General features: G+C 69.1%; 21 protein-coding genes and 1 tRNA gene. 12 read left to right on the top strand and 10 right to left on the bottom strand.

Annotated features, from left to right (window positions below; genetic code table 11):
- Positions 1 to 62: 62 nt before the first annotated feature.
- From G406_RS0133015 to G406_RS0133025, 3 genes are all read right to left on the bottom strand, one after another.
- Positions 63 to 1,061 (bottom strand): beta-ketoacyl-ACP synthase III, encoded by a 999-nt coding sequence (locus G406_RS0133015; protein ID WP_028937111.1) that lies wholly within the window; start codon positions 1,059 to 1,061, stop codon positions 63 to 65.
- Positions 1,058 to 2,026, bottom strand: coding sequence for an ACP S-malonyltransferase (locus tag G406_RS0133020; RefSeq protein WP_028937112.1), 969 nt, complete (start codon positions 2,024 to 2,026; stop codon positions 1,058 to 1,060). Before G406_RS0133020 ends, G406_RS0133015 begins: the two co-directional genes overlap by 4 nt.
- A 150-nt stretch (positions 2,027 to 2,176) precedes the next feature.
- Positions 2,177 to 3,382, bottom strand: coding sequence for a PucR family transcriptional regulator (locus G406_RS0133025; protein ID WP_084216581.1), 1,206 nt, complete (start codon positions 3,380 to 3,382; stop codon positions 2,177 to 2,179).
- Between the two features lie 99 nt (positions 3,383 to 3,481).
- Between G406_RS0133025 and G406_RS0133030 the strand changes: the two genes are divergently transcribed.
- The gene (locus G406_RS0133030; RefSeq protein ID WP_028937114.1) at positions 3,482 to 4,258 is read left to right on the top strand and encodes a pirin family protein; all 777 of its coding nucleotides are present in this window, start codon (positions 3,482 to 3,484) and stop codon (positions 4,256 to 4,258) included.
- 71 nt (positions 4,259 to 4,329) lie between these two features.
- Here the strand turns inward: G406_RS0133030 and G406_RS0133035 are convergent, their stop codons facing one another.
- Both G406_RS0133035 and aceE read right to left on the bottom strand, forming a co-directional pair.
- A complete protein-coding gene (locus tag G406_RS0133035) occupies positions 4,330 to 4,536 on the bottom strand; it encodes a cold-shock protein (protein WP_028937115.1) in 207 nt (68 codons plus the stop codon).
- Positions 4,537 to 4,774: 238 nt separating this feature from the next.
- A complete protein-coding gene (gene aceE / locus G406_RS0133040) occupies positions 4,775 to 7,540 on the bottom strand; it encodes a pyruvate dehydrogenase (acetyl-transferring), homodimeric type (protein WP_028937116.1) in 2,766 nt (921 codons plus the stop codon).
- A gap of 267 nt (positions 7,541 to 7,807) precedes the next feature.
- On the opposite strand from aceE, the gene G406_RS0133045 reads away from it, so the two are divergent.
- The 5 genes from G406_RS0133045 to G406_RS51460 all read left to right on the top strand — a co-directional run bounded on the left by G406_RS0133045 (position 7,808) and on the right by G406_RS51460 (position 10,316).
- On the top strand, positions 7,808 to 8,269 hold the full coding sequence (locus tag G406_RS0133045) for a DUF3052 domain-containing protein (RefSeq protein ID WP_037079545.1): 462 nt from the start codon (positions 7,808 to 7,810) through the stop codon (positions 8,267 to 8,269).
- Between the two features lie 79 nt (positions 8,270 to 8,348).
- Positions 8,349 to 8,807, top strand: a complete 459-nt coding sequence (locus G406_RS0133050) for a peroxiredoxin (protein WP_028937118.1) — start codon at positions 8,349 to 8,351, stop codon at positions 8,805 to 8,807.
- 31 nt (positions 8,808 to 8,838) lie between these two features.
- Positions 8,839 to 8,910, top strand: a tRNA-Val gene (locus tag G406_RS0133055).
- Between the two features lie 490 nt (positions 8,911 to 9,400).
- Positions 9,401 to 9,682 carry a hypothetical protein gene (locus tag G406_RS0133060; RefSeq protein WP_051343063.1) on the top strand — a complete coding sequence of 94 codons (282 nt, stop codon included), beginning with the start codon at positions 9,401 to 9,403 and terminating at the stop codon, positions 9,680 to 9,682.
- The gene (locus G406_RS51460; protein ID WP_064743110.1) at positions 9,675 to 10,316 is read left to right on the top strand and encodes a TetR/AcrR family transcriptional regulator; all 642 of its coding nucleotides are present in this window, start codon (positions 9,675 to 9,677) and stop codon (positions 10,314 to 10,316) included. The genes G406_RS0133060 and G406_RS51460 overlap by 8 nt, the downstream gene beginning before the upstream one ends.
- Here the strand turns inward: G406_RS51460 and G406_RS59465 are convergent.
- Both G406_RS59465 and G406_RS0133075 read right to left on the bottom strand, forming a co-directional pair.
- Positions 10,293 to 11,471 carry a LuxR C-terminal-related transcriptional regulator gene (locus G406_RS59465; protein ID WP_051343002.1) on the bottom strand — a complete coding sequence of 393 codons (1,179 nt, stop codon included), beginning with the start codon at positions 11,469 to 11,471 and terminating at the stop codon, positions 10,293 to 10,295. The genes G406_RS51460 and G406_RS59465 overlap by 24 nt on opposite strands.
- 90 nt (positions 11,472 to 11,561) lie before the next feature.
- Entirely contained in the window at positions 11,562 to 12,863 is a 1,302-nt protein-coding gene (locus G406_RS0133075) for a cytochrome P450 (RefSeq protein WP_037079548.1), read from the bottom strand.
- Between the two features lie 101 nt (positions 12,864 to 12,964).
- On the opposite strand from G406_RS0133075, the gene G406_RS51470 reads away from it, so the two are divergent.
- Positions 12,965 to 13,906, top strand: coding sequence for a serine hydrolase (locus G406_RS51470; protein WP_156935277.1), 942 nt, complete (start codon positions 12,965 to 12,967; stop codon positions 13,904 to 13,906).
- Positions 13,907 to 13,934: 28 nt separating this feature from the next.
- Positions 13,935 to 14,321, top strand: a complete 387-nt coding sequence (locus G406_RS0133085) for a nuclear transport factor 2 family protein (protein ID WP_084216582.1) — start codon at positions 13,935 to 13,937, stop codon at positions 14,319 to 14,321.
- On the opposite strand, the gene G406_RS0133090 is transcribed toward G406_RS0133085, so the two are convergent.
- Complete coding sequence (locus G406_RS0133090; protein ID WP_028937122.1) at positions 14,309 to 15,682, bottom strand: FAD-binding oxidoreductase; 1,374 nt, start codon at positions 15,680 to 15,682, stop codon at positions 14,309 to 14,311. The genes G406_RS0133085 and G406_RS0133090 overlap by 13 nt on opposite strands.
- Before the next feature lie 61 nt (positions 15,683 to 15,743).
- Between G406_RS0133090 and G406_RS0133095 the strand changes: the two genes are divergently transcribed.
- Positions 15,744 to 16,736 (top strand): helix-turn-helix transcriptional regulator, encoded by a 993-nt coding sequence (locus G406_RS0133095; RefSeq protein ID WP_028937123.1) that lies wholly within the window; start codon positions 15,744 to 15,746, stop codon positions 16,734 to 16,736.
- Here G406_RS0133095 and G406_RS0133100 read toward each other — a convergent pair.
- Both G406_RS0133100 and G406_RS0133105 read right to left on the bottom strand, forming a co-directional pair.
- Positions 16,696 to 17,298: a hypothetical protein gene (locus G406_RS0133100; protein WP_028937124.1), complete on the bottom strand. Its 603-nt coding sequence runs from the start codon at positions 17,296 to 17,298 to the stop codon at positions 16,696 to 16,698. The genes G406_RS0133095 and G406_RS0133100 overlap by 41 nt on opposite strands.
- 224 nt (positions 17,299 to 17,522) lie before the next feature.
- On the bottom strand, positions 17,523 to 18,353 hold the full coding sequence (locus G406_RS0133105) for an LLM class F420-dependent oxidoreductase (protein WP_028937125.1): 831 nt from the start codon (positions 18,351 to 18,353) through the stop codon (positions 17,523 to 17,525).
- A gap of 65 nt (positions 18,354 to 18,418) precedes the next feature.
- Between G406_RS0133105 and G406_RS0133110 the strand changes: the two genes are divergently transcribed.
- The 3 genes from G406_RS0133110 to G406_RS0133120 are packed head-to-tail and all read left to right on the top strand — an operon-like array spanning position 18,419 to position 20,953.
- Entirely contained in the window at positions 18,419 to 19,204 is a 786-nt protein-coding gene (locus tag G406_RS0133110; RefSeq protein ID WP_028937126.1) for an ABC transporter permease, read from the top strand.
- On the top strand, positions 19,197 to 19,994 hold the full coding sequence (locus G406_RS0133115; RefSeq protein WP_028937127.1) for an ABC transporter permease: 798 nt from the start codon (positions 19,197 to 19,199) through the stop codon (positions 19,992 to 19,994). Before G406_RS0133110 ends, G406_RS0133115 begins: the two co-directional genes overlap by 8 nt.
- Entirely contained in the window at positions 19,991 to 20,953 is a 963-nt protein-coding gene (locus G406_RS0133120; RefSeq protein WP_037079552.1) for an ABC transporter ATP-binding protein, read from the top strand. Before G406_RS0133115 ends, G406_RS0133120 begins: the two co-directional genes overlap by 4 nt.
- Positions 20,954 to 21,025: the final 72 nt, after the last annotated feature.

Genomic DNA, 21,025 nt, shown 5'->3' on the forward strand with positions numbered 1-21,025 from the left:
CGATCTGGCGAACCCTGATGTGGGTTCAGGTCTTATCTAACAGGGGGTGTCGGGCGGGTTCGTTACGGGCAGACTACGACCTGTGCGGCGTAGCTGAGGCCCGCGCCGAACCCGACCAGCAGTAGCACATCGCCCGACGAGATCTCGCCGGCGGCGCGCATGTGATCGACGGCGAGTGGGATCGACGCCGACGAGGTGTTGCCCGAGTGGACGATGTCCTGGCCGACCTTCATGTCCTCCCGTGCGCCTGCCTTGCGCAGCCGCTTGGCGACCGCCTCGATGATGCGCAGGTTGGCCTGGTGCGGGATGAACACGTCGATGTCGGCCGGGGTCAGCCCGGCGGCCTCGATCGCCTGCAACGCGATCGGGGCGATCTTGGTGGTGGCCCACCGGAAGACCGTCTGGCCCTGCTGGGTGATGGCGTTCGTGTCGTCGGTGATCTTGATGACGTCGGCCATGTCGCCGCCGCTGCCCCAGACCAGCGGGCCGATCCCGACCTGCTCGGTCGACTCGGCCGCGGTCACCACGGCCGCACCCGCGCCATCGGCGAAGATGATGCAGGTGGAGCGGTCGTCCCAGTCGAGCCAGTCGGACAGCTTCTCCGCGCCGATCACCAGGACCGTCCGCGCCGAACCTGCCCGGACCAGGTCGGACGCCATCCCGACGCCGTAGCAGAACCCGGCGCATGCCGCGTTCAGGTCGAACGCGCCCGGCGCCTCGATACCGATCAGGTGCGCGACCTGGGCGGCGGCGTTCGGGATCGGTGTCGGCATGGTGCAGTTCGCGACCAGCACGGTGTCGATGTCGGACGGGCTCAGTCCCGCGTCCTTGATGGCCCGCGAACCCGCTGCCACGGCCATGTCGACCAGCGAGGTGTCCTTGTCGGCGATGCGCCTGCTGACGATGCCGACGCGCTCCCGGATCCACTCGTCGTTCGTGTCGACGCGCTTGGCCAGATCGTCGTTGGTGACGACGTGCTCGGGCTGTGAGCTTCCCCAGCCGACGATGCGCGCACCGGGTGCGGCCTGGACCAGGTTGAGCGAAGTGCGGGCGGAGCTCATGACGCGCTCCCGGCGTGCTCGGCGATCAAGTCGGCCACCTTGTCCAGATCATCAGGGCTCTTCAACGGCAGTATCGCGCCGCTCGCGATCGTGCCCTTCAGCTCACGTTTGACCAGCCCGGACAGCGTACCGGCCGGGGCCAGCTCGATCACCGAGGTGACGCCGAGCTCACGCAGCGACGCCATGCACAGGTCCCAGCGAACCGGAAGGGTCACCTGCGCGACCAGCCGGTCACGCAGGTCCGAGCCATCGGTGACGGTCGCGCCGTCGGCGTTGGACAGGATCGGACGGCTCGGGTCGGCGAAGTCGACCTTCTCGGCGTAGCCGCGCAGCGCGTCCTCGGCGGGCGCCATGAAACGCGTGTGGAAGGCGCCGGCGACCTTGAGCGGGATGACGCGAGCGCCCCTCGGTGGTTCGGCCTTCAGCTGCTCCAACGCGGCGATCGGTCCCGCCGCGACGATCTGTCCGGCGGCGTTCCGGTTGGCGGGGTAGAGGTCCAGCTCGTCGAGCCTGGCCAGCACCTCGTCCTCCTGGCCACCGAGCAGGGCGCTCATGCCGGTGGACTCCTGGGCGCACGCCGCGGCCATCTCCCGGCCCCGGACGGCGGCCAGCTCGACGGCCGCGTCGGCGGACAGCGCACCCGCGATCGCCGCGGCGGCCAGCTCACCGATGGAGTGGCCGGCGGTGGGTGCGTCCGAGGGGAGGCCGCTGTCGCCGAGCGCAGCGTGGAGCTGCTGGTAGGCCAGCAGCGAGGCCGCGACGATGAGCGGCTGGGTGACGGCGGTGTCCTTGATCTCCTCGGCGTCCGCCGTGGTGCCGAGACGTGCCAGGTCGAGACCGGTGGACTCGGACCATCGAGCGAGGGTGGTCCCCGCGTCGGTCTGCTCCGCCCACCGGCCCTCCAGCCAGGGGGTGAGCATTCCGGGTGTCTGAGACCCCTGTCCTGGGGCGAGCACGGCAATCACTCGCCATACCCAACACTGTCCGAGCCGTTCGTGGGCATGACGACGCACACGAAGTAGGCCGCGTCTGTTTGTAGGGTTCCTACAAACATTGCTGGTACGTGATCGGTCATGCAGTGTCGAACTTTGTCGGTCGGCGCCGGTTCTGGCTGCTCAGGGCGACAGCGTCGGCTCGGATGGGGGAGCGAGCCTGCCCACGATGAGTGCGATCCGCAACACGAGTGCGTCCCGGGGATCGGTCGGATCGCGCCGGGTGATTTCACTCACCCGGCGTAGCCGGTAGCGCACGGTGTTGGCGTGGACGAACAGGGTGCGGGCGCTGGACTCCAGCGCGCAGCCGTTGTCCAGGTAGTGGCCCAGCGTGCGGGTCAGCTCGCCGCCCGCCTCGGCGAGCGGTGCGACGATGTCGCCGATCAGCTGCGCCCGCGCGTGCGGGTCGCCCGCCAGCGCGCGTTCCGGGAGCAGGTCGTCGGTGTGGACCGGCCGGGGCGCGTCCGCCCAGCCCGCCGCCGCTCGCAGCCCCTGCAGCGCGTCGCGGGCGCTGGTGTGGGCCAGGGCGAGGGAGGGTGCGGTCGGGCCGATCACGACCGGGCCGGGGCCGAACGTGTCGGCGAGTCTCGTCGCCGGATCGGGCTTCGCGGGGCCGTCCACGTGCCGAGGTGGTGCCAGCAGCGTGCCGGACAGCAACGCGACCAGCCGGGCGCCCTGGACGCCGAGCAGTACGGATCGGCCGAGTCTCGTGGCGGTGCGGCGCAGCACGACGAGCGGCTCGGGGCGACTCTCCGACGGCGGGCTGCCGACCAGGACCGTGACCGGCTGCTCGGCGTCCCAGCCCAGTGCCGAGGAGCGGGACAGCAGTGCGTCGTCCACCTCGCCGCGCACCACGCCGTCGACCACGAGCGCTTCCAGCCGCGCATCCCAGGCACCCCGGGACTCGGCGGCGCTCGCGTACACCGAGGCGGCGGCGAACGCGATCTCGCGCCCGAAGCGCAGGATGCCCTCGGTCAGCAGGCGCCGTTCCCGGTCGTCGGCCGCGTGCAGGGGCAGCTGGTCCTCGAACGCCTCGATCGCGACCCGCACCAGCTCGACGGTCTGGCGCAGGCTGATCCGGCGGGCCAGGTCCCTCGGCGCGATGCGGAAGGCGTCCGCGGTCAACCGGATGGTCTCGCCCGGTTCGCCGAGCCAGGCGACGAAGTTGGTCACGCCGGTCTGGGTCACCAGCAGGACCCCGGCTCGCTGATCCGCGGACAGCCGCCGGAACCAGGGAAGCTGCTGGGTCATCGCCGCGACGCTGGTGGCGGCGAGCCCGCCGGAGGCCTGCTCGAGGCGCCGCCGGGTCGCCTGGGACACCCTGGTCATGTCCGGCAGCATGGCACGGGACAGCGCACGCGGGCCGGGAATAGATCGCCGGGGCGTCCGGTTTAGTCAAGCGTTCAACTAAATTTAGGGGAGGCAGCGATGACAGAGACGACGCGGTTGACCAAGGCGGTCGACGTCCGCCGGGCCGATGGTCGTGCGCATTCCGAGACGGGATGGCTGGACTCGCGGCACAGCTTCTCGTTCGGTCCGCACTACGACCCCGCCAACACCCACTTCGGCGTGCTGCTCGTCAACAACGACGACGTGGTGAAGGCAGGCACGGGTTTCGACACCCACCCGCACCGGGACATGGAGATCGTCACCTGGGTACTGGACGGCTCGCTCGTGCATCAGGACTCCGAGGGCAACGCCGACGTGGTGTACCCGGGTCTGGCCCAGCGGATGAGCGCGGGCACCGGGATCCTGCATTCCGAGCGCAACGACTCGTGGACGCTGACACCGGAGACCGGGAGCCATACGAAGGACGTGCATTTCGTCCAGATGTGGGTGCTTCCCGACGAGGCGCGGATCGAACCGGGATACGAGCAGCTCGACGTCACCGACCAGCTCGACAGCGGTGAGCAGATCGTGGTCGCGTCCGGCATGCCGAAGCACCGCGACGACCGCGCCATCTCGATCCACCAGCGCGACGCGGCCCTCTACGCCGCCCGGCTGGAGCCAGGCGCCGTCACGCAACTACCGACCTCGCCGCTCGCCCACCTCTTCATCGCTCGCGGGTCGGTCACCGTGGAAGGGACCGGGCTGCTGAACACCGGCGACTCCGCGCGGGTGACCATCAGCGAAGGTCAGCGGGTCACCGCCGGCCCGACCGGCGCCGAAGTCCTCATCTGGGAGATGAGCAGCACTCTCGGCTGATATACCGGGCGTGAGGCACTGCCCGGCCCCGGGGATGAGACCAGGTCATCCCCGGGAGGGAGCGGATGAGGTCAGCTCAGGGGCGTGACCTTGGTCGCCTGCGGGCCCTTCTGGCCCTGCTCGACGTCGAACGAGACGCGCTGCCCCTCGTCCAGGCTGCGGTAACCGCTGCTCTGGATCGAGGAGTAGTGCACGAACACGTCCGCGCCACCACCGTCGGGAGCGAGGAAGCCGTAGCCCTTCTCGCTGTTGAACCACTTGACGGTGCCCTCTGCCATTCTTGCTCTCCTCGTACTCAATCGCCGGGTGTCTGACCCCGGTGTGCGCCGACCCGCAGCACCACGTCACGGGCCGGGCCGCTTACTCCAGTCTGGCGCCGACCGGTGTGCGACACGCCGATCGACTTCCGAAGAAAGCAACGGCGGCAGAGTACCGCGATAGCACCCCATGAGGGGAGGGCTGTCGCCGGGTGGAGTGATCTAGCGCCCCACCCGGCGTAATCAGCTCGCGTGCTGGTCAGGCCACCCCGGAGTCCGAGGTCTGCGGTCCGGCCGCCCTCGGGTCGTCGATGTGGTACTTGCTCGTCGCCGAGATCAACGTCTGACGGTCGAGCTCGCCGCGCTCGACGAGCGCCGCCAGTGCCTGCACCGTGATGGACTCGGCGTCGACGTTGAAGTGCCTGCGCACCGCCGGGCGGGTGTCCGACAGGCCGAAGCCGTCGGTGCCCAGCGTGTGGAAGTCGGACGGTACCCACGGACGGATCAGGTCGGGTACCGCACGCATCCAGTCGGACACCGCGACGATCGGCCCCTCCGCGTCCGACAGCGCCTCACGCAGGTACGGCACCTTGGGATCGGCGTCGGGGTGCAGCAGGTTGTGTTGCTCGCACTCCACGCCGTCGCGGCGCAGCTCGCCCCACGAGGTGACCGACCAGATGTCCGCCGCCACCGACCAGTGCTCGGCCAGCAGCTCCTGCGCGCGTTCCGCCCAGGGCAGCGCCACCCCGGAGGCCAGGATCTGCACCCGGTGCCGCAGCGCCTCAGGGGCAGGCTTGTAGCGGTACATGCCCTTGAGCAGTGCGGCCACGTCCAGGTTCTCCGGCTCGGCCGGCTGGACGTACGGGTCGTTGTACAGGGTCATGTAGTAGAAGACGTTCGGGTCGCGGCCCGCGCGCTGCTCGTCGGTGCCGTACATCCGGGCCAGCGCGTCCCGGACGATGTGGCCGATCTCGAACGAGTAGGCCGGGTCGTAGGCGAGCACCGCGGGGTTCGTCGCGGCGAGCAGCAGCGAGTGGCCGTCATTGTGCTGCAGACCCTCACCGGTCAGCGTCGTCCGGCCGGCCGTGGCACCGAGCAGGAACCCGCGAGCCATCTGGTCGGCCGCCGCCCAGATCGCGTCGCCGGTGCGCTGGAAACCGAACATCGAGTAGAAGATGTACAGCGGGATCATCGGCTCGCCGTGCGTGGCGTAGGACGTGCCGACCGCGGTGAACGAACCGACCGAGCCCGCCTCGTTGATGCCCTCGTGCAGCAGCTGGCCCTGCTCGCTCTCCCGGTACGCGAGCATCAGCTCGGCGTCCACGGACGTGTACAGCTGGCCGTGCGGGTTGTAGATCTTCTGCGTCGGGAACATCGAGTCCATCCCGAACGTGCGCGCCTCGTCCGGGATGATCGGCACGAACCTGGCCCCGACCTCCTTGTCCTTGATGAGGTCGCGCAGCAGGCGGACGAAGGCCATCGTGGTGGCCACCTCCTGCTTGCCCGAGCCACGCCGGACCACGTCGTAGACCTTGTCGCCGGGCAGGACCAGCGGCTTGGCGGCGACCTTGCGGCTGGGCACCGCACCGCCGAGCAGCCTGCGCCGCTCGTGCAGGTACTGGATCTCCGGCGCGTCGTCGCCGGGGTGGTAGTACGGCGGCAGGTACGGGTCGCGCTCCAGCTGCTCGTTCGAGATCGGGATGCGCTGCTCGTCCCGGAAGTCCTTCAGGTCCTCCAGGGTCATCTTCTTCATCTGGTGCGTGGCGTTGCGGCCCTGGAAGTGCGTTCCCAGCCCGTAGCCCTTGATGGTCTTGGCCAGGATGACCGTCGGCTGGCCGTGGTGTCCCGTCGCGGCCGCGTAGGCGGCGTGCACCTTGCGGTAGTCGTGCCCACCGCGCTTGAGGTTCCAGATCGCCTGGTCGGACATGTCGGCGACGAGCGCCTTCGTGCGCGGGTCGCGACCGAAGAAGTGGTCGCGGACGTAACCGCCGTCGTTCGCCTTGTAGGTCTGGTAGTCACCGTCCGGCGTGGTGTTCATCAGGTTGACCAGCGCACCGTCCTTGTCGCCGTGCAACAGCGCGTCCCACTCGCGGCCCCAGATCACCTTGATGACGTTCCAGCCGGCGCCCCGGAAGAACGCCTCCAGCTCCTGAATGATCTTGCCGTTGCCCCGGACCGGTCCGTCCAGCCGCTGCAGGTTGCAGTTGATCACGAACGTCAGGTTGTCGAGACCCTCCGTCGCGGCCACGTGGATCAGGCCGCGCGACTCCGGCTCGTCCATCTCGCCGTCGCCGAGGAACGCCCATACGTGCTGGTCGGAGGTGTCCTTGATGCCCCGGTCACGCAGGTATCGGTTGAACCGCGCCTGCATGATGGCGTTGAGCGGACCGAGGCCCATCGAGACCGTGGGGAACTCCCAGAAGTCCGACATCAACCGGGGGTGCGGGTACGAGGGCAGGCCGTGACCCGCGCCGCCGTGCGACAGCTCCTGGCGGAAACCGTCCAACCGGTCCTCGGTCAGCCGGCCCTCCAGGAAGGCCCGCGCGTAGATGCCCGGCGAGGCGTGGCCCTGGATGTAGACCTGGTCGCCACCACCCGGGTGGTCCTTACCCCGGAAGAAGTGGTTGAAACCGACCTCGTACAGCGACGCCGACGACGCGTAGGTCGAGATGTGGCCGCCCACACCGACCCCGGGACGCTGCGCGCGGTGCACCATGATCGCCGCGTTCCACCGGATCCAACGGCGGTAGGCGCGCTCGGTCTCCTCGTCACCGGGGAACCACGGCTCACGCTCGGTCGGAATCGTGTTGACGTAGTCGGTGCTGGTCAGGGCCGGAACACCGACATGGTGCTCACGCGCTCGCTGCAGCAGACGAAGCAGGAGATACCGGGCGCGCTGCTGGCCCGACGCTTCGAACATGCCGTCGAAGGAGTCGAGCCACTCCTCCGTCTCGTCCGGATCGACGTCCGGCAGGTACGCCGCCAGACCATCGCGGATGACATGGACTCTGTTCTGGCCGGTCACCACGGTCTCCCTGGGTTCTCGATACATCTTCGGTAGGTACCATCGTGCCCTCTACCGGTCCGGACGCGCATGGTGGTCTCACCGAGGCTTCACGCCCGGCCCGATCGTCGCTCGAAAAGTGGCCCGAACACGGGCTCCAGGTAGCGGCGTCATCCACTAGATCGGACAATCTCGGTGCGTCCGGTTGCGGTGAGGGGATCAATCGTGTTCCGATTCCGCATCCGAGATGGTGGGCTATCTCGCACGCGGGGTCGCGAGCAGGAGCACATGAACAGCAACAAGGAGGACAGAATCGTGGTCGCCGCCGCGGGAGACGCCGGCAAGGACGACATTGCCGGAAAGCTCGGCATCGAGCCAGGCATGGTGGTCCAGGAGTTGGGGTGGGACTCCGATGTCGACGATGAAATCCGCAATGCCGTCGAAGAACGGTGTGGGGACGAGTTGGTCGACGAGGACTCCGACGAGGTGGTCGACGTCGTGCTGCTCTGGTGGCGTGAGGGCGACGGAGACCTTGCGGACGCCCTGGTGGACGCCGGAACACCGCTGACCGACAGCGGGGTGGTCTGGGTACTGACACCCAAGACCGGCCGTCCCGGGCACGTCGAGCCCAGTGAGATCGCCGAAGCCGCACCGACAGCCGGTCTGTCGCAGACATCGAACGCAACCGTCAGCGCCGAATGGGCCGGGGCGCGACTAGTCGCGCCACGGGCCGCCAAGTCCCGGCGCTGAACAGCGACTAGGCTTGACCGGTGGTCACGGCCGCGCCGTGGCCACCGGACGAGTTCGCAATTCGAGGAGATACCCAGGTATGGCACCGCAGGTCGGAACCGAAGCACCGGACTTCACCTTGCGCGACCAGAACAACGAGGAAGTCACGCTGTCCTCGTTCCGCGGTGAGCGGAGCGTGCTCGTGGTCTTCTACCCGTTCGCCTTCTCCGGCATCTGCACCGGTGAGCTGTGCGCCGTCCGCGACGACATCGGCAGCTTCCAGAACGACGACGTGCAGGTCCTCGCGGTGTCCGTCGACCACCCTTTCGCGCTGAAGGCGTGGTCACAGGCACAGAACTACAACTTCCCGCTGCTGTCCGACTTCTGGCCGCACGGCGACGTCGCCAAGGCCTACGGTGTGTTCCAGGAAGAGCGTGGCATGTCGGTCCGGGGCACCTTCCTGGTGGATCCGACCGGTGTGGTTCGCTTCAGCGAGGTCAATGGTCCCGGAGAAGCGCGCGACCAGGAAGCCTGGAAGAAAGCACTCGCCGCGCTGTAGTTCAGCGGTGAGCCGATAGACGGCAGTAGACGGGCGCATAGCTCAGCGGGAGAGCACTCGGTTTACACCCGAGCGGTCGCAGGTTCGAATCCTGCTGCGCCCACCCGAATGGGCAAGCTGTGTTCCCCGGTGACACTCGGGGCACTTCGCAGAGGCTCATGTCGCGTCGCAGATGTTGCAACATCTGCGACGCAACACGAAGCTCTGCGAAGCGTGACAAAAGTGACCACAGACACTCCTGGGACTACGCGATCGCGCGAGGGCGCAGCCCGATGCGCAAAGACAGCGCCATCGGCACGCCACCAAGCACGGCATGCACGCACACCACCCCCATCCCCGCGATCCTGGCTCAGCACTTGGCGTGGCCGCCCGCTGTCAACCCTGAAACCTCGCCCCCGAGGCAGTGCAACCAGGAACCCGCGCGAGGCCGGCGCCAGCCGGGGGTTGATAGCGGGCGGCCACGCCAAGCACACTGGATGGCCAGCGGGGATGAACCTGCTAGGCCAAGCACACTGACGAGCCAGCCGGGGATGAAACCACTCGGCAGCGTCCACGATCAGGGGCCTGTGGTGCGTTGCACAGGTTCTGTGCGGATGACGTTGTACGAAGATGGGCAGGGTGTGGACCTTCTCCGCTGGAGCGCGGTGGTGACTGACGAGGAGCTTGTTGTCGAGTTGGCGCTGACCCGGCTCGACAATCCGGGGCTGGAGCTTGAAGAGATCGCGGCGCTGCTCGTCCGTCGGGTCGGCACCGACCGGATGGTGCAGTTTGCCGCGCAGAACCTTGCGGTGCGAGACGAGCTGCGGGGAAGTGCGTTCGATGCGGCCGTCGAATACGTCCTGCGTACCATGTTGAAACTGCGCGAGGATGAGTGACGGCAGTTCAGGAAAGGACGGTGCGCGGGTGCCCAGGGAACCCAGATACGTCAAGGTGACCCAGGAGCAGTACTTCGCGGCCGCCTACGCGTGCCTCGCCGAGAACGGCTCGGAAAGCGTCACGATCAGCCGGTTGTGCGGGCGACTCGGTGTCACCAGCGGATCTTTCTACCATTACTTCGGCAGCATGGACGGATTCGTCGATGCGCTGCTCGGCCATTGGGAAGCGGAACGGACCCAACGTGTCGCCGACATGGCCGTGGCTCGGGAGAACCGCGCGCAGGGTATCGACCTGATGCGGGAGATGGCGATCCAGCTGCCGCACGAGGCCGAATCGGCCATTCGCGCGTGGAGCCGCAGCGACGAGCGGGTCGCACACGTCGTCCGTCGCGTGGACGCCACGCGGCACACCGCGCTGCGTGTGTTGATCGAGGACCTCGGCATCCCGACGGACACCGCGGCGCGGCTCGCCACGATGGGTCTCGGATTGCTCGTCGGCATGCAGCAGATGCAGCGGCCGGTCGACCGTGACCAGCTACGAGGCGTGTTCGACGAGTTCCAGCACACGATCTTCCGGCACCGCCCCGAGGCGCAACGGCCCCGGAGCGCGTCACCGAGCAGCAGCACTCGGTGACGTCCGGCGGTTCTCGATCTCGTGCCACCGCGCGGCCGCTTCCACCCGGTTCTCCACACCCAGCTTCCGCAGGATGTTCTTGACGTGTGACTTCACCGTGCCCTCGGACACGACCAGGTGTTTCGCGATGCGACCGTTCGTGGCGCCGCTCGCAAGCAGCCGCAACACCTCGACCTCGCGGCGGGTCAGCACTGCCCCGTGCGTGCCGTGGATGACCCGGTCGCCGTCGTGCGCGCTGTTCGCGGTTTCCCACGACGGCACCGACGGCGCCTGGGGCACCGAGGCGGCACCGGACAGGCTGATCATCTGGGTCGGCGCCTTCGCGGCGACATCCGCCAACCTGCCCAGGCCGGCACTGAGCGACACCAGCCGGTCGGTCATGGTCGTGCGCGCCAGCACCTGGCTGAGCCCTTCCGCGAACAGGGTCAGCATGCGCCGGTCCAGCTCGTGCGGGTCCCGGCGCTGGTAGTACAGGTCGGCATGCAGGAAACCGACCACGTCCCCACCCGCGACCAGCGGAGCGGCCACATACGAACGGGACTTGGAGACCGACGCGATCGGGCGGTGCACCCCGGGGCGGTCCTGGACGTCGCGGACCACGATGCCGACCTTCCGGCGGACCATCTCGGTCTCGACCAGCGAGTAGTCGAGGACCTGCGGGGTCGACCCGCCCGCCTCCAGGATCTCCCGGGCCCACTGCTCGTCGCGCTCCACGTACACCCGCTCCGGCAGCCAGGTCGAGTCCTCGATCCGGGACACGATCGCCCGGTCGAACCCCAGCGCACAGATCGCGGCGACCGCCGGCTTCAGCAGCGTCTCACCGGACTCCGCCCCACTCACCAGCGCGAGGGCGTCCCGAACCCGGTCGAACGCCGAATCACGATGCCGCAGCATGTCGACCAACAGCTCCTGGTCGAGCTGTTTGATCCGCTGCAGCAGACCCATCCGCCTCGGAAAGTCACCGGAGTCGGGCCGGGACTGTGAGGTGACGGCGGTGAAAGCATGCTGCCATGCGTCGTCCAACGCGGCGCGTGCCGACGCGTGGTCGCGGATCTGGCTCGGAGCAGGCGGATCGAAGGAATCGAAGACCGCGCCGACCTCGTCGAGCAGACCGACGACCGTGTCGACGTCGACGGTGACATCGTTGCGGAGCACGGAGAACTCCTCGGTCGGAAGGTGCCTGTCGGTGAACAGTACGTCACATTCCGACCGAGGAGGAGAGGGCGGCCAGCGGCCTCCGTCGAGTTACTTCTCCGGCTTGAAACGGAACGGCATGCGCTTCACGCCCCGCATGAAGTTCGTGCCGAGCAGGTCCGGTTCGCCCGCCTCGAACTCGGGTACCCGGGTGAGCAGCTCCGAGAACAACGCTCGCAGCATGCTCTTGGCCAGCTGGTTGCCCAGGCAGAAGTGCGCGCCGCCGCCACCGAAACCGACGTGCGGGTTCGGGTTGCGGGACAGGTCGAAGCGGTCCGGGTCGGTGAAGACGTCCTCGTCGTAGTTGCCCGACGGGTAGAACAGCACGACCTTGTCGCCCGGAATGATCCGCTTACCGCCCAGCTCGGCCTCCGCCACCGCGGTACGGCGGAACGTCATGACCGGCGACGCGTAGCGGATGAACTCCTCGATGGAGGACTTGATCCGACCGTCGAAGTCCTCGCGCAGCCAGTCCCGCTGGTCGGGGAACTCCGTCATCGCCTTCACGGTGAACGCCGACGTGTGCTTCGTGGTGTCCGTACCGGCCACCGACAGCAGCACGAAGAACGAGCCGATCTCGAAGTCGGTCAGCTTCTCCCCGTCGATGTCGGCCTGCACCAGGTTGCTGAGCAGGTCGTCGCCCGGGTTCTTGCGCCGCTCGTCGATGAGCTCCTTGGCCACCGCGTGCAGGTTGGTGCACGCCTCGACCTGGACCTCCTGCGGCGACCGGTCACCGAGCGCCTCCGGGTCGGCCCAGGCGACCACGTCGCCCGCGCTCTTGTGCACCAGTTCGCGGTGCTGCTCGGGGACGCCGAACATGTCGCAGAACATGCGGGTCGGCAGCACCTTGCCGCAGCGTTCGACGAACTCGATCTCGCCGGAGGAGTCGCGGGCGAAACCGTCGACGACCTCACGCGCGGCCGTGGTGATCTGGTCTTCGATGCGCCGGATCTGTTTCGGTGTGAACGCAGAGGAGACCAGCTTGCGCAGGTGGTCGTGGCGCGGGTTGTCCATCGCCAGGAACGACTGGGACAGCTCCAGGAAGTACGGCGGCAGCAGGTCGAACAGCACACCCTGTCCGGAGATGTAGGTGTCGTTGTCCCTGCTGACCTTCACGATGTCCGCGTGCTTGACGACCGCCCAGTAACCCGGGTCGTCCGGGTCCGGGGTCACCGCGTCCTCGACCGGCCGCTGCCAGGAGACATGATCGTCCGGGTTGGAACGCAAGCGGGCGAAGGTCTTGTCCCTCTCCTCGGATGTCTGCGCCCAGAACGCCTTGGACGACACGTCGATCGGGGAGTGCTCTGGTTTGCTCTCCGCTGTCGCTGGGATGAAATCCGCTTCGACGGTCATGGTGGGCCTCCCGTGTACGTCAGTTCTGGACAGCATTGTGCTCGGGAAACACCGCCGGTGCGTCCCTCTGTGTGGTGGACAAGCTCTCCCACAAGAGGGGTATGGCGGATTCCTTCGGGTACGGTCCTGGACCTGTGTACCCGGTGTTGCGTCCGCTCGCGGCAGGCGTGGTGTGCGCCGCCCTTGCGGCCGGCTGCGCCCCGCCGCCGGTCCCGATCGAGCCGCCGGCCGCGAGCGCGGCGGCCGCCGCGAGCTGTGCCGGCGGCTGGACCTGCGAGCAGCAGCAGCGGTTCGACGCGGTGCGCGCCTACTCGTCGAAGGTGGTCGGTCCTCGGGGTGCGCTGAGCGTCGTGTTCACCGACCGTCTGACGGGGCAGAGCTGGCGGACCGGTCCGACCGCGCAACCCGGCTGGACCGCATCGACGGTCAAGCTGGCGATCGCCGCCGACCTGCTGGCCGAGCGGGGAGCCGGCCGGATCGTGCTCGCCGAGCAGGACCAGCACGACATGGACGCGATGCTCAACTCCTCCGACGAGGCCGCGACCGACAGACTGTGGAGGAAGTTCGGCGGTGAGCCCATGCTGGCCAGGTTCCGCGACCGGTTCGGCATGCCCGGGCTGCACTTCGTGCCAGGTTTCAGCAGGTCCGCGTACTGGGGGTTCGTGAAATGCACGGTCGACGACCTGGCCGCGCTGACCGCGTACGTGCTCGACCGGACGGCGCCGGCCGATCGCGCGTACCTGGTCGCCGCACTGCGCGGGGTGGCGCCGAACCAGCGCTGGGGCGTCTGGGCGGCGGGGCCGGCCCAGCAGCCGGGCAACAAGAACGGCTGGTCGGACGAGGTCGACCCGTACGGCAAGCACTGGGTCGCGAACAGCGTCGGCTTCGCGGGTGAGGGCGAGCGGTACGCCGTCGCGGTCATGTACCAGCTCGACCCGGCCGCAACGCTGGACGATGGCGCCCACACGGTGAGCGACGTGGTCGCGCTGCTGTTCGGCCGGCCGGTGCCGGCGCCGATCACCCTGCCGATCCCGGACGGCTGAGGCCGGGCTCACTGAGAAGATGTCCGGCATGGACGGCATTGACGCGGCTGAGTTCGTCGAGCAGTGGGTGAAGCACTGGAACGCGCACGACCTGGAGGCGTTGCTCGAGCACTTCGCGCCGCGGGTCACGTTCACCTCCCCGGTGGCGGCGCGAGTGCTGAGCGGTAGCGACGGCGTGATCAGGGGCAAGGACGCGCTGCGGGAGTACTGGGCGACCGGGCTACGGCTGATCCCCGACCTGCGGTTCGAGGTCGTCGCCAGCTACGTCGGCATCAACACGCTGGTGATCAACTACCGCAACCAGAAGGGCAACCTCGTCAACGAGGTGCTGATCTTCGACGGTCCGTTGGTCGTCGAGGGGCACGGCACCTATCAGCTGGGCGACGACAACCCCTCGGGAGCTCAGGAGGGCTGAGCCACCCGGACCGGCGGGATGTTCAGAGTGCAGCGGAACATGTTGGCCGGGTCGTAGGCCGCCTTGAGCGTTGCCAGCCGCCCGTGGTCTTCCGGGCGGTAGCAGGTCTGCGCCTGCTCGGGTGTGCTGCGTTCGCCGAACACGAAGTTCGGCGAACGACCGATCGTCCAGGGCTTGAGCGCGTCGGTGAGCAGGGTCGGGGCGGCATGCTCGACGCTCGGCGCCGGCCCGTTGACCACGGACAGCACCCGGACCAGGAACTCGGCGCCTCGGTGCGCCACCGCGTTCGGGACGGCCGGCGGGCGGGCCAGCGCGCCGCCGAGGTGGTTGATCTGCACCACGCAGGGCACCGGCGCATCGGGACCCACGAGGTCGAGCACCGTGGCGGGCACGCCGGCGTCGAGAGCGTCGAGCATGGCGTTCGTGCCGTAGTAGCCGTGCGGCTGGGTCGGGTCGTTGTAGATCGACGGCGACTCGGTGTACGGCATCTCGGCGAGGGTGTCGATGAGCCGGGGGCCGATCGCGCGCAGCGGCGCGACCAGTTCCTCGCCGCGCTCCGCGTCGCCGGTGAACGCGACCCGGATGTGCGCGACGTACCGGCCACGCAGAGGTTCGGGGACCATCGGCAGGTCCGGGATCGGGATCAGCGCGATGCTCGAGGTCAGCTGCTCGGGAACGGTCTGCACCCAGCTCCGCCAGGTGTCCAGGGCGGCCGGCACGTGCGCGGTGTCGAAGTACAGCCCGCCGCCGTACACCCTGCTCACCGGCACCAGGCCGATCTCGGCCGACGTGGCGACCCCGAAGTTGCCGCCCGCGCCGGCGAGCGCCCAGTGCAGGTCGTGGGACTCGTCGACGTGGCGAACGGTGCCGTCGGCGGTGACCAGCTCGACCGAGCGCAGGTGGTCCGCCGCGTAACCGAACTCGCGGGACAGCACACCCAGGCCGCCGCCGAGCGTGTAACCGACCGCGCCGACCTCCGACGACGAACCGCTGAGCGGCGCCAGACCGTGCGCCGCCGCCGCGGCCACGACCTCGCCCCACCGGGTGCCCGCCGCGATGCGGGCGGTGCGGGCGGCGGGGTCGATCCGCACACCGGTCATCCGGCGGGTGCTGACCAGCACCCCGCCCTCGGTCGGTACGGCCAGACCGTGACCGGTGGACTGCACGGCCACCGGGAGATCGTTCGCGGCGGCGTGGCGCACCGCCGCGCAGACGTCGTCGACCCCGGTCGCGCCGACGACGACCGACGGCTCGTGCCGGTAGGAGGCCTGGAACCCGGACCGCTCGGTGTCGTAGCCCGCGTCGCCCGGACGCTGTACCGGGCCGTCGACCTGCGAGATCAGTTCGTTGAAGGAAGACATGCCCGCAGGTTATGCAGCATTTAGGACACAGGTTGTCCGTAGTGGATGGCATTCTGGCCGGGTGAGCACGGACATGCCGGGACGGATGCTGCGGCTGCTGTCGCTGCTGCAGAGCAGACGTGAGTGGCCGGGACGTGAGCTCGCGCAGCGGCTCGGGGTCACCGACCGCACGGTGCGCCGGGACATCGAGCGGCTGCGTGAGCTGGGCTATCCGGTCGATGCGAGCACGGGTGTCGCCGGCGGCTACCGGCTGGGGTCCGGCCGCGATCTTCCGCCGTTGCTGCTCGACGACGACGAAGCGGTCGCCATCGCGATCGGGCTGCGGACGGCGGTCAACGCGTCGGTGGCGGGTATCGAGGACACGGCGGTGCGGGCGATGGCCAAGCTCGAACAGGTGTTGCCGTCCCGGCTACGAGACCGGGTCGGCACGTTCGAGGCCACGATCGTTCCCACGCTGTACCGGGGAGCGGTCCCGGCGGACCCGGAGGTGCTCGCGGTTCTGGCGTCCGCCTGCCGGGACCACGAGATAGTGGTCTTCGACTATCGCGGCAGGTCCGGTGTCGCAGGCTCACGCCGGGTCGAGCCGCACAGCCTGGTCAGCACGTACGGGCGCTGGTTCCTGCTCGGCTACGACCTGCACCGCGACGACTGGCGCAACTTCCGGCTGGACCGGCTCGTCGGGCCGGTGCCGGTGCGGCATCGCTTCACGCCCCGTCCACTGCCCTCGGCGAGCGCCGCCGCCTACCTGGCCGCGTCGATCACCGAGGCGCCCTACCGCTACCGGGGGACGGCGACGGTGCAGGCTCCGGCGGCGACCGTGACGGCCTGGCTGCCCGCGCCGTTGCCGGGGAAGGTGGAGCCGCTCGACGATCGGAGCTGCACGGTGCGGCTCGGTGCCGACCGGATCGACCAGATCGCGATGGATCTCGTGACGCTCGACGCCGAGTACACCCTGGAGGCTCCACGAGAGGTCCGCGAGGCGATCGCCGCCGTGGCGAAACGCCTCCTCGACGTCAGCGGGACCAGCGAAGAACGTCCTCGAGCACGTCGATGAGCTCCTGCTTGGGGGCCGGCGGCCGCCGGTGGCCCATGAGGTGGCGCGGGGCGGACGACGACTCGAGAGGCGTCTCGCGGGGGGACGGCAGGTCCAGCTCGTGCCGCCGGGCCGTCCAGGAGCGGCCGCGGCTGGACGCGGACAGCATCGCCGGGCCGTCGTTCGGAGCCGGCGGGGCGGGCGGGTAGGCGGCGCGGCGCTGCGGCGGGAGCTGTGCCGAACCACGCGGCGCCGGCTGCATCGGCAACTGGGCCGGCAGCTGCGTGGGCGCCTGCATGGTGGCGCGCATCGGCTGCCGTGGCTGCCTCGGCATCGGCGGCACCGGGCGGCGAGCCATCGGTGGTGCCTGCGGCGGCGCCTGCCTGCGGTCGGCCTGCTGGGGCGGACCGGCCCAGGCGGGAACCCCGCTGCGCCGGTCCGCCTCGCTGGCCATCAGGAACACCTCGCACGGGAAGATCGCACGTGCGCAGTCTCGACAATGACCCGTGGAATCCGCGACGTGATCAGCCAGAATGCGCCGACGCAGGTCCGGCATCTGAGCCAGCATCTCGACCATCATCATGTGGGGGACGACCTTCCGTGCGCAGTGCGGGGAGATACCACGCATTGTGCGCACAGCTCCGCAATCGCGGCTTCGGCGGGTCCCACCTTCTCGGCCAGCGTGCCTGGGAAAACGCCGAGTGGTGACCCACAAACGAGCCACCTGGGAAAAGGGTTTCACTCTCAAGTGTGGATCATTATGTCCACGCAGCGTAGTCAAGGACTACTAAGAGAGAGATAACTCGGTTAACCCCGGCTTTCCGTCAGCTTCACGAGCTCGTCGAGTTCGGTGAGGGTCTCCGACTCCGGCCGGGTGGGCAGCAGCAACGTCACACGTTCCACACCTGCCTCGGCGAAACCGTCGAGCGCGGCCTGGTCCCGGCCCGCGCCGAAGATGGTGAACGGCACGTCCGTGCGGCCCTGGTCGGCCAGCCACTGCCGCACGCGGGTCAGCTCGGCGGGCGTGGTCTGAGCGCGCGGCAGCCACGCGTCGCCGTACTGGGCCAGCCGGTCGAGCGCCGCGGGGCTCTCCCCGCCGATGTAGATCGGCAGGTGCGGCTGCTGCACCGGCTTGGGCCACGCGAAGATCGGGTCGAAGTCGATCTGGGTGCCGTGGAACTCGGCCTGTTCCTTCGTCCAGATCTCCTTGAGCGCGGCCAGCTGCTCGGCCATCCGCGCGCCCCGGGTCTTCGGGTCGACACCGTGGTTGCGCATCTCCTCGCGGTTCCAGCCGACGCCGACACCCAGCGCGGCCCGGCCGTCGGACACGACGTCCAGGCTGGCGGCCTCGTTGGCCAGGTGGATCACGTCGCGCTGCGGCACCAGCGCGATGCCGGTGGCGAGCAGGAGGTTCGTCGTCGTCGCGGCGGCCGCCGTGAGGGCGACGAACGGGTCGAGCGTGCGGTAGTAGACGCGCGGGAGATCGCCACCGCCTGGATAGGGCGATTGTCTGCTGGCCGGGATGTGCGAGTGCTCGGCGATGAACAGCGAGTCGAACCCGCGTTCCTCGAGTGCCGCGCCCAGCGGTCCGGGGCGAATGCCGTCGTCGGTGATGAACGTCGCGATTCCGAACTTCATGGTCACTAGGAACCTGTCGTGGGACGGGGAAATTCCTTTGCGGCCACCCCGTAATATCGATCGACGTGCCTACGCTCTATCTCCGCCTCGTGAAGGCGGGGTACGAGCGGTACGCGAGCTACGGCGCCGCGAGTGTCGCCGGCCTGTTCACCAACACCGTGTTCGGCCTGCTGAGAGTGGCCGTGTTGCTGGCCGTCGTAGGGCGCACCGGGTCGTTCGCCGGGTACGACGTCGCTTCCACGGTGACCTACGTGTGGCTCGGCCAGGGACTGCTCGCGGTCATCCAGCTGTGGGGTGACGGGGCCTTCGCCGCCCGCGTCCGGACGGGGGAGGTCGCCGTCGATCTGGCGCGGCCATGGGACCTGCACGCCGCGCTGCTGGCCACGGACCTCGGGCGGGCGCTGCACGCCTGCGTGTTCCGCCTGGTCCCGCCGGTCGCGTTCGGCGCGGTGTTCTTCCCGTTCCGCTGGCCGGAGTGGTTCGGGACGTGGCCGCTGTTCGCCGTGTCGGTGCTGCTCGCCGTGGTGGTGTGCGGCCAGGCCAGGTTCCTGTTCGAGCTCACCGCGTTCTGGCTGCTCGACGCACGCGGTGTGGTCGCGCTGTGGAACGCGCTCGGCGGTGTGCTGTGCGGCCTGACCGTTCCACTGGCCTACTTCCCCGACCAGATGCGGCTGCTGCTGGCGTTCACACCGTTCCCGTCGATCATGCAGGTCCCGATCGACGTGTTCTCCGAACGCGGCGAGGCGCTGATCCTGCTCGGCCAGCAGCTGATCTGGGCGGCGGTGCTCGTCGTCGCGGCGCGGACGGTACTGGCGATGGCCACCCGGAAGCTGGTGGTACAGGGTGGCTGACGGGGTGTACCGCCGGATCCTCATGTCGCGGTTGTGTAGCCAGCTGGTCTACCGAGGCTCCTTCTTCATGGACATGCTCGGGCAGGCCGTCGCGCAGGCGGGCGAGCTCGTGGTGATCGTCGTGTTGTTCAGCCGGGTCACCGAGCTCGGCGGGTTCCGCGCCGGTGAGGTGTTGCTGATGTACGCCTTCTCCGGGATCGCGTTCGGGCTCGCCGACCTGACCGTGGGACAGCTCGACGACCTGCCCCGGTGGATTCGGACCGGGGAGTTCGACGTGCTGCTGGTGCGTCCGCTGCCGGTGCTGGCCCAGCTGGTGACTGCCGACCTGCAGCTCAAACGGCTCGGCCGGGTGCTGGCCGGCCTCATGGTTCTGGTGGTGGTCCTGTGCCAGACCCCGGTGGCCTGGTCGCCGGTGGTGGTGCTGCTCCTGGTCACCACACCGTTGACCGGGGCACTGGTCATCGGGGCGATCTGGGTGTCGACCTGCTCGGTGTGCTTCTGGGTCGTCGAGGGCCGCGAGCTGGCCAACGCGTTCACCTACGGATCGGGGTTGTCCACCGCGTACCCGATCACCGTGTTCGGACCGTGGCTGCGGCGGCTGCTGTGCTTCGTGATCCCCGGTGCGTTCGTGGCGTACTTCCCGGCGCTGGCGGTGCTCGACCGGGCGGACCCGCTCGGGTTGCCCGACGCGCTGCGCTACGCGGCGCCGGTGGCCGCCTTTCTGTCGGTCGCGGTAGCCGCGGGCATCTGGCGTACCGCTGTCCATCACTACAAGGGGACCGGCTCATGATCGTCAGTGCTGAAGGTTTGACCAGGGAGTTCGTCGTCGGGCGGCGCCGTGCCCGGCGCCGCATCACCGCGGTGGACGGGATCGATCTCGCCATCGAACCGGGGGAGACCGTCGGTTTCCTCGGCCCGAACGGCGCCGGCAAGTCGACCACCATCAAGATGCTCACCGGCATCCTGGTGCCCACGTCCGGGCACCTGACCGTATGCGGGCTCGACCCGGTGGCCAGCAGGCGCGAGCTGGCCCGGCGCATCGGCGTGGTGTTCGGTCAGCGCAGTGCGTTGTGGTGGGACCTGCCGCTGCTGGACAGCTTCGAGCTGCTGCGCACCATCCACCGGGTCTCACCGGCGGACTACCGCGTCCGGCTGGAGCGGTGCACCGAGGTGCTCGGTCTCGCCGACTTCCTGGCGACCCCGGTCCGGCAGCTGTCACTGGGGCAGCGCATGCGCGGCGAGGTGACCGCGGCACTGCTGCACGCACCGCCCCTGCTGGTGCTCGACGAACCGACCGTCGGACTCGACCTGGTCAGCAAGGAGCGGTTGCGCGCGTTCCTGCGCGAGGCCAACGCCGCCGACGGCGTCACGATCCTGCTCACCACCCACGACCTGCCCGACGTCGAACGGCTGTGCCGCAGGGTCGTGGTCATCGACAACGGCCGGGTGGTCGCCGACGACGCCCTCGACGTGCTGCGGCGTCGTTCCTCCGGGCCCCGGGAACTGGTCGTCGACCTCGCCGAACCCGCTGGCGAACCGGGGCTGACCGGGCTGCCCGGGGTCCTCGCCACGTCGGTGGAAGCCGGCGGACTGCGATGCCGGTTCACCTTCGAGACCGGCACCAGCGCCGCGGCTCTGGTCGCCGAGATCATGCGCCGGGTCGAGGTCCGCGATGTCGCGCTGGTCGAGCCGTCGATCGAGGACCTGGTGCGCTCCCTGTACGCGAGCGCGCCCCGAGGATCCGCCTGAGACGGGGTTTGTGCCGGTGGCACGAACCCGATTGGTCGATTCGTGTCTGTGCACCATGTCGGTTGTCCGAAG

The organism is Actinospineispora spinosispora DSM 44797 (genome assembly GCF_000429025.1).
GTDB lineage: Bacteria > Actinomycetota > Actinomycetes > Mycobacteriales > Pseudonocardiaceae > Pseudonocardia > Pseudonocardia spinosispora.